Source organism: Acidimicrobiales bacterium, from assembly GCA_035546775.1.
In the GTDB taxonomy this organism is placed as follows: Bacteria; Actinomycetota; Acidimicrobiia; order Acidimicrobiales; family JACCXE01; genus JACCXE01.
The window spans coordinates 72,883-80,862 of the sequence record DASZWD010000061.1 but is presented as its reverse complement, the minus strand read 5'-3'; the positions used below and the strand labels follow the sequence as shown (position 1 = coordinate 80,862).

At 67.9% G+C, this 7,980-nt stretch carries 7 protein-coding genes; 2 read left to right on the top strand and 5 right to left on the bottom strand.

From position 1 onward, the window contains the following. Positions 1 to 160 precede the first annotated feature (160 nt). From secA to VHC63_16030, 5 genes are all read right to left on the bottom strand, one after another. Complete coding sequence (secA, locus tag VHC63_16050) at positions 161 to 2,929, bottom strand: preprotein translocase subunit SecA (GenBank protein HVV38120.1); 2,769 nt, start codon at positions 2,927 to 2,929, stop codon at positions 161 to 163. A 52-nt stretch (positions 2,930 to 2,981) separates the two neighbouring features. Further along, entirely contained in the window at positions 2,982 to 3,656 is a 675-nt protein-coding gene (locus VHC63_16045) for a hypothetical protein (GenBank protein HVV38119.1), read from the bottom strand. A 72-nt stretch (positions 3,657 to 3,728) separates the two neighbouring features. Then, positions 3,729 to 4,415 (bottom strand): response regulator transcription factor, encoded by a 687-nt coding sequence (locus VHC63_16040; GenBank protein ID HVV38118.1) that lies wholly within the window; start codon positions 4,413 to 4,415, stop codon positions 3,729 to 3,731. 25 nt (positions 4,416 to 4,440) lie between these two features. Further along, the gene (gene raiA / locus VHC63_16035; protein ID HVV38117.1) at positions 4,441 to 4,782 is read right to left on the bottom strand and encodes a ribosome-associated translation inhibitor RaiA; all 342 of its coding nucleotides are present in this window, start codon (positions 4,780 to 4,782) and stop codon (positions 4,441 to 4,443) included. A 252-nt stretch (positions 4,783 to 5,034) separates the two neighbouring features. Continuing rightward, complete coding sequence (locus VHC63_16030; protein ID HVV38116.1) at positions 5,035 to 5,649, bottom strand: phosphoribosyltransferase family protein; 615 nt, start codon at positions 5,647 to 5,649, stop codon at positions 5,035 to 5,037. 156 nt (positions 5,650 to 5,805) lie between these two features. Between VHC63_16030 and VHC63_16025 the strand changes: the two genes are divergently transcribed. Beyond that, positions 5,806 to 6,870, top strand: coding sequence for a phosphotransferase (locus VHC63_16025; protein HVV38115.1), 1,065 nt, complete (start codon positions 5,806 to 5,808; stop codon positions 6,868 to 6,870). Then, complete coding sequence (locus tag VHC63_16020; GenBank protein ID HVV38114.1) at positions 6,870 to 7,979, top strand: TIGR03857 family LLM class F420-dependent oxidoreductase; 1,110 nt, start codon at positions 6,870 to 6,872, stop codon at positions 7,977 to 7,979. The genes VHC63_16025 and VHC63_16020 overlap by 1 nt, the downstream gene beginning before the upstream one ends. The last annotated feature ends 1 nt before the right edge of the window (position 7,980 follow it).

Here is a 7,980-nt window from a genome sequence, read left to right as displayed (position 1 = left end):
CCCCCCCCCCCCCCCCCCCCCCCCCCCCCCCCCCCCCCCCCCCCCCCCCCCCCCCCCCCCACCTCGGCGCCGATCCGGCTTGGCCGGGCGGCGCCGCACAACGGCCGCCGCCGTAGGCGGCGTCCTCCAGAACGCTCGCCCGCCGCTGTGCGGCGGGCGATCACGACCCGTGACAGTGCTTGAACTTCTTGCCGGAGCCGCACCAGCAGGGGTCGTTGCGGCCGGTCTTCTCGGCGTCGGAGCGCACGACCTGCTGGACGGCCTGCGGGATGTCCTCGGCGCGTACGCCGTCGCCCGCGCCCTGCGCGGCGGTGGCGGCGAACGCTTCGCCGACGTCGAAGCCCCTGGCGGCCTCGGCGATGGCGGCGGCACCCTGCACGGCGTTGTCCTCGGGCGCGCTGAACGCCGCGCCTTCGAGCTGCACTTCGGGCTGGGCGATCTCCTGCGGACTGACGTCGACGTGCATCACGTAACGCAGGTAGTCGTTGTTGATGGCGCCCATCATCTGACCGAACATGTCGTAGCCGTCGGTCTGCCACTCGACGAGAGGATCCTTCTGGCCCATCGCCCGCAGGTTGATGCCCTCGCGCAGGTAGTCCATCTCGCTCAGGTGTTCACGCCAGCGGGCGTCGATGATCTGGAGCATCACCTCGCGCTCGACCTCGCGCATCACGTCGGGCGTGCCGAACGTCTCGGACACCTGCTGCTCGCGCGCCTCGTAATACGAAGTGCCTTCGGCGATGAAGCTCTCGACGAGCTGCTCCTTGGTCGAGGCCTGGTGCAGCTCCTCGACGGTGAACTTCGTCGGGTAGTAGGTGGCGACGGCCTTGATGAGCCCGTCGAGGTCCCAGTCTTCGGGGTAGTCGGTCTGGCAGTACTCGTCGACGGCTTCTTCCATCGCCTCCGCGAGCACTTCGAGCGTCTGGTCGCGCAGGTCTTCGCCTTCGAGCACCTGCATGCGGCGGGCGTAGATGACCTTGCGCTGCTCGTTGAGGACCTCGTCGTACTTCAAGACGTCCTTGCGGATCTCGGCGTTGCGCTGCTCGACGGTGTTCTGGGCGCGCTCGACGGCCTTCGAGATCATCTTCATGTCGATGGGCTCGTCGTCGGGCAGCGCCTTGCTCATCAGCCACTGCACCGCGCCGGTGGCGAAGATGCGGATGAGCTCGTCTTCCATCGACAGGTAAAAGCGGCTCTCGCCGGGCTCGCCCTGACGGCCGGAACGACCACGCAGCTGGTTGTCGATGCGGCGGCTTTCGTGGCGTTCGGAGCCGAGCACGTACAGGCCGCCGAGTTCCATCACCTTCTGCCCGTCGGCCTTGCACTGCGCCTCGATGCCGGGGAGCACCTGGCGCATCTTCTCGACGCCTTCGGGCGACTCGGGGTCAAGGCCCGCCGCGAGCACCTCGCGCTTGGCCAGACCTTCAGGGTTGCCCCCAAGGAGGATGTCGACGCCACGGCCGGCCATGTTGGTGGCGACGGTGACGGCGTGAAGCCGGCCCGCCTGGGCGACGATCTCCGCCTCCCGGAAGTGCTGCTTGGCGTTCAGGACCTCGTGCGGGATGCCCTTCTGATTCAACAGCCGCGACAGCACTTCGGACTTCTCCACCGATGCCGTACCGACGAGAACGGGCTGGCCGCGGTCGTGGCGCTCGATGATGTCGTCGACCGCGGCGTTGAACTTGGCCATCTCGTGGGCGTAGATGAGATCGGCGTTGTCCTTGCGGATCATCGGACGGTTGGTCGGGATCGGCACCACGGCGAGGCCGTACGTGTTGGCGAACTCCGACGCCTCCGTTTCCGCCGTACCGGTCATGCCCGCCAACTTGTCGTACATGCGGAAGTAGTTCTGGAGGGTGACGGTGGCCCAGGTGTGGTCCTCGTCCTTGACCCGCACGTTCTCCTTGGCCTCGACCGCCTGGTGCAGACCGTCGCTCCAGCGCCGGCCTTCCATGATGCGGCCGGTGAACTCGTCGACGATCTTCACCTCGCCGTCCATGACGACGTAGTCCTTGTCGCGCTTGTACAGCTCCTTGGCTCGCAGCGCCTGGGTCAGCTGGTGCACGTAGTTGACCGACACGGCGTCGTACATGTTGTTCACGCCGAGCGCCTTCTCGACTTTCTCGATGCCCTCCTCGGTCGGGGCGACCGTGCGCTTCTCCTCGTCGACTTCGTAATCGGCGTCGCGGGTGAGCATGCGGGCAATGGCGGCGAACTGGGCGTAGAGGCGGGCCGACTCCTCGGCCGGGCCCGAGATGATCAGCGGGGTGCGGGCCTCGTCGATCAGGATCGAGTCGACCTCGTCGATGATGGCGTAGACGTGCCCGCGCTGGGCCATGGCGTCGCGGCTGCGGGCCATGTTGTCGTAGAGGTAGTCGAAGCCGAACTGGGCGTTGGTGCCGTAAGTGATGTCGGCGGCGTAGGCCTCGATGCGAGCCGGTCGGTCGTGCAGGTTGTCGCCGAGGATCAGACCGACCGACAGGCCGAGGAAGTTGTGGAGGCGGCCCATCCACTCGGAGTGAAACGTGGCCAGGTAGTCGTTGACGGTGACGATGTGCATGCCCTGACCCGTCAGGCCGTTGAGGTATGCCGGAAGGGTCGACACGAGGGTCTTGCCCTCACCGGTCTTCATTTCGGCGATCCAGCCGAAGTGGAGGGCGGCGCCCCCCATCAACTGCACGTCGAAATGGCGCTGCCCGAGCACGCGCTTGGCCGCCTCGCGGGTGACGGCGAAGGCCTCGATCAGCATGTCGTTCAGGTCCTCGCCGTTGGCGAGGCGGTTCTTGAACTCGGGCGTCTTGGCCTGGAGCTCGGCGTCGGACAGCCGCTCGTACTCGGGCTCGAGCGCGTTGATGTCGGGAACGAGGGCGTTGAGAGCCCGAACCTTCTTGCCTTCACCGGCGCGCAGAATCTTGCTGAGAACACTCATGGCTGCCGCCGAGTGTAGGGCGTGACCCGCCCGGGACCGTCCTAGCCCAGGGCTATTTGCACTCGAGCTGCTTTTCGACCTTCTTCTGCAGCGTGAGCTTGACCGTGTCGTTGTAGACGTAGTGCTGCAAGTCGGTTTGCACCGCACCGACTTCGACCACCAGCGACGCGAACGGCGCGGGGATCGTGGAGAAGGGGTCGACGGTGGGCAGGCCGCCGGGCACCGTCGGCAGGTCGGGGTGCTTCGCCAGCGTGTGGGTGATGGTGCCGTCGGGTCCGCACGACGACACCGTCGGGTAGGGCGCGGCCGTACACACCGTGGTCACCGGCGAGAACAGCGGCGAGAACAGGCTCGGGACGAACGGGTGCTGGCCGAGGGTGTCCATCGCCTTGGACATCACCACGATCAGCCCGAGCGGGCCGAGGTACGACGCCTGGCAGGTGATGACGCCGGTCGGGCCGAGCACACCGAGCGCCGGGCGCAATCCGTTGGGAATGAATACGACGGGCAGCACGGGCAACTGGAGGTTGTCGGGGTTCGGTGCCGACGGCACCACGATCGCCGGCTTCGGCGGAATCATGCTCTTGACGGTCTTCTCGACCGACGCCGCCGTCGGTTTGGGCGGCACGGGCACGCCGATGACGCTCTTGGCCTGCGCCGGGAGGGCGCCGCCCAACAACAGCAGACCCGTCACCACGAGTCCGACTACGAACCGCCGATTTCGCATAGATGCCCCCAGAGTGGATTGTTTTCGCCCAAACAACGCAGGGCTGCACCGTTTCTCGCGCCCAGTGACTAGTTACTCACCCAGGTCGATGATGCGCTCGCGCATGGCGTAAAGGACCGCCTCCATGCGCGAATGCAGGTGCAGCTTCTCGAGGATGTTGCGGACGTGGTTCTTGACCGTGTTCTCGGAGATGTACAGCTCCTCGGCGATCTCGCGGTTGCTCATGCCCTTGGCCACGAAGCGCAACACTTCGACCTCGCGAGGCGTAAGCGACGGCGTCGCCAGCTGCTGGCGCTGCTCGACCTTCTTCGACAGCGTCGAGAACTCGGTCAGGAGCTTCGACGCCATCGACGGGCTGATGAGGCTCTCGCCGGCGTAGACGCGCCGGATCGACTGCGGCACCTCTTCGATGGCCAGGTCCTTCAGCAGGTAGCCGTTGGCCCCCGCCTTGATGGCGTCGTAGAGGTGCGTGTCCTCGTCGGAGACGGTGAGCATGATGATCTTGCTCGTCGGGACGAGTTCTTTGATCCGACGGGCCGCCTCGATGCCGTCGAGCTTGGGCATACGGATATCCATGAGGATCACGTCGGGCGCGCACTCTTCGGCGCGCTGCACGGCCTCGGCGCCGTCGGCCGCCTCTGCGACCATCGAGATGTCGTCTTCGGTCGAGAGCACGACCTCGACGCCGCGCCGGTACAACTCCTGGTCGTCGGCGACCATCACTCTGATCACCGGTGGCGGCGCGGATCCGTCTGACACGCCGCTAAAAGTAGTTGCGAATGGGTTACTGCGTGGCGATCACGCGACGACGGGGGTGGCTGCGCCCCACGAGGCGCCCCTTTCGCCGCTCGAGTTGCCGCTGCAACTTGTCCATCACCGTGTCCAGCGCCGCCATCGCGTCGGCGGCCATGGCCCGCGCGCGCAGCACGTTGCCACTCCCCCGGCCGACCAGTGTGACCTCGCACACTTCGCGTTCGGCGACTCGGCGATGCGGCTCTTCGACGAACCGCACTTCAGCACGCTCGATGGCTTCGAGATAGCGATCGAGGTGACCAACCTTTTCGTCGACCGCCTGCCGTAACGGCGTGGGCACCTCGACGTTCCGGTGGCTGATGGTGATTTCCACGCGCACCCTGCTTTCTCTCGGTTGGTGTTGTCGTATGGATCGGATGTGGCTGACCTGGTCTTCGTCCCCACATTCGCCTGGCGCAACCGGCCGACGTTCGGCCGCGCTGCGGTCAGGACTTACTTCTAAATCGCACCGTGCTCAGCAGCCGAGGAAGCATCCAGGACTGCCTTACGTGGGCCGCTTTGCCTGCGACTGGCATCGGCTTGCAACCACAGACCCACATCCGATCCATCGCCAGATCGTACGCCCTCATACACGCACCCTGGTAGGGCCCTTGGTCGGTGCGGGGGTATGCGCCGCGGCCACGGCAAAGACGCTGCTTGCGCCTATTGACCGGAGTGTGCGCGCTGCGGTAGCGAGGGTGGCGCCCGTGGTGATGACGTCGTCCACCACCAGCACGCCACCCTGTGCCGCACGGCTGGTGGCGGGTCGCAGCGGCGGCCCGCCGTAGCGCTCGACGGCGGAACGGCCCGTAAGCGGCGCGCCGCGATCGCGGCGTAGGAGCGCGACGGCGGGCGCCCCGAGTTCGCGCGCCACGGCGCGGGCGAGCAACTCGCCGTGGTCGAACCCGCGACGGCGGGCGTGGGCCGGATTGGCCGGCGCCCACGTGACGGCGTCGAAGGAACGGTCGGCCACGAGCGCAGCCATACCCGTGGCGAGCCAGCGCAACCCGGCGCGCTGGTTGCGGTACTTGGCGCGGGCGACGAGTTCCCGGGCCGGACCGCGGTAGGACAGCAGCGCCGCGCACCAGTCGACGCCGGGAATCGCGGGCACACGATCCGCCGGCCCCATCGCTGCCACGCAGCGCACGCACGGCACCTGACCCTGCGCCCCGCACACCGGACACCGCCAACCCAGCAACATCCCAGCGACCGTACGCCCACGGTGTAACAGCCTCCCCGGCCGCACAAGTGGCGCGTGCGCGAAGCGGGCGGGGTTGGGATCCCCGCCGGGCCGTGCCGGGAGGCCGCAGGCCGGACGGCACCGAAGAAGCGGACCATGGGCGCTAGAAAAGCGCCCATGGCTGAGCTGATCATCGGGGCGACGGCGGAGGAACTCCTCACGCCGGCGTGGTTGTCGGACGCGCTGGGATTACCGATCAGCGGCGTCGAGTTGACGGCGGTCGGCACCGGGCAGATCGGCGACTGCCAGCGGCTGACGCTGACCTACAGCCAGCCGTGCGAGGGCCCCGCGTCGCTCGTGGCCAAGGTGCCGTCGCAGGAGCCGACGTCGCGCAACGCCGGCGTCGCCCTCGGCACGTACCGCAAGGAAGCGAACTTCTACATGCAGCTGCGCGACAAGCTGAGCGTGCGCGCCCCGTTCTGCCGCTACGTCGACTTCGACGACGCCACGTGTGAGTTCGTACTCCTGCTCGAAGACCTGGCGCCGGCGGTGCAGGGCAACCAGATCACCGGCTGCACGCCCGACGAGGCGGCGCTGGCCGTCGCCGAGTTGCCGAACCTGCACGCGCCGATGTGGGGTGACCCGAAGCTGGGTGCGATGGCGTGGCTGCTCGGCGGCTACGGCGAGAACCCCGACATGACCGCCACGATGGTCGGCACGATGCTCTACCCCGGCTTCAAGAGCCGCTACGAGGGGCGCATCGACGAGGACATCCTGGCCCTCGCCGAGCGCATGTTCACCCGCATGGGCGAGATGTACGACCTCGGCGACCGGCCGCGCACGCTCCAGCACTCGGACTACCGCCTCGACAACATGCTCTTCGGCACGCCCGAGGGCGGCCCGCCCGTCGCCATCGTCGACTGGCAGACGCTGGCGCACGGCTACGGCATCGCCGATCTCAGCTACTTCATCGGCGCCGGCCTGCCGCTCGAGGACCGGCGCACGCACGAGAAGGACCTCGTGAAGCTGTACCACGAGGGCATGACGGCCCAGGGCGTCGACCTGACCTGGGACGAACTGTGGTGGCAGTACCGGCGCCACACCACGTCGGGCCTCGTGATGGCGATCGGCGCGTCGCAGCTCGTCGGCCAGACCGACCGGGGCGACGACATGTTCGTGGCGATGGCGCAGGGCGCGGGTCGCCACGCCCTCGACCTCGACTTCGAGGGCACGCTGTCGTAGTGACCGAGCAACTCAACGAGCCGCAACTCCACGAATTGGCCTTCTACGGCATGGCGGGCGCGGCGCGTGACCCCAAGGCGCTGCTCAACGACGTGCGCGACGCCGAGCGCATCGGACTCGGTTCCGTGTTCTTGTCGGAACGCTTCAACGTGAAAGAGGCCGTCACGCTGTGCGGGGCGGTGGGCGCGGCGACGACCACGCTCGGCATCGCAACCGGCGTCACCAATCACAACACCCGCCACCCCATCGTCACCGCGTCGTTCGCCACCACGATGGACAAGCTGACCGACGGTCGCTTCGCCCTGGGCCTCGGCCGCGGCATCGCGCCGCTGATGAAGGCGTTCGGGCTGGGGTCGATCACCACGGCGCAGCTCGAGGATTTCGCCGGTCTCATGCGCAACCTGTGGCAAAACGAGATGGTGTTCGGCCACAACGGTCCCGCGGGGAACTACCCGTTCCTGCGCGTCGACTGGGGCGGCGAGGGCCGCACGATCCCGTTGCTGTTCACCGCGTTCGGTCCCCACTCGCTGGACCTCGGCGGGCGCGTGTTCGACGGGGTGATCCTGCACACGTTCTTCACCGACGAGACGCTGGCGCGCTGCGTCGCGACCATTCGCGCCGGCGCGGAGAAAGCAGGTCGCGACCCCGACAGCGTGCGCATCTGGTCGTGCCTGGCGACGGTCGGTGACCACATCCCCTACGAATTGCGGCTGAAGAAGACCGTCGGCCGTATGGCCACCTACCTCCAGGCCTACGGCGACCTCATGGTCGAGACCAACCGCTGGGATCCGGCGCTGTTGCAGAAGTTCCGCGCCGCCGACGCGGTGACCTCGATTCCCGGCGCCATCGACGACATCGCCTCGACCGAACAGCTCGAGCGCGTCGCCGAGGTGATCCCGGCCGAGTGGCTGGCGGCGGCAGCCACCGGCACGCCCGACCAGTGCGTCGACGTCGTCAACCGGCAGTTCGACCTCGGAGCCACGGGGGTGATCCTCCACGGCGCCACGCCCGCCGAACTCGAACCGATCGTGGGGGCCTACCGCGCCCGGCGCCCCGCCGAGCAGTTCGCCCACCTGCCGGCCAACCCAGGACGTTGCGCCGGTCGCTAGC

What these genes read in the sequence shown, in the direction of transcription:
- secA (HVV38120.1), bottom strand. Translation starts at nt 2,929, where the DNA reads ATGAGTGTTCTCAGCAAGATTCTGCGCGCCGGTGAAGGCAAGAAGGTT.
- VHC63_16045 (HVV38119.1), bottom strand. Translation starts at nt 3,656, where the DNA reads ATGCGAAATCGGCGGTTCGTAGTCGGACTCGTGGTGACGGGTCTGCTG.
- VHC63_16030 (HVV38116.1), bottom strand. Translation starts at nt 5,649, where the DNA reads ATGTTGCTGGGTTGGCGGTGTCCGGTGTGCGGGGCGCAGGGTCAGGTG.
- VHC63_16025 (HVV38115.1), top strand. Translation starts at nt 5,806, where the DNA reads ATGGCTGAGCTGATCATCGGGGCGACGGCGGAGGAACTCCTCACGCCG.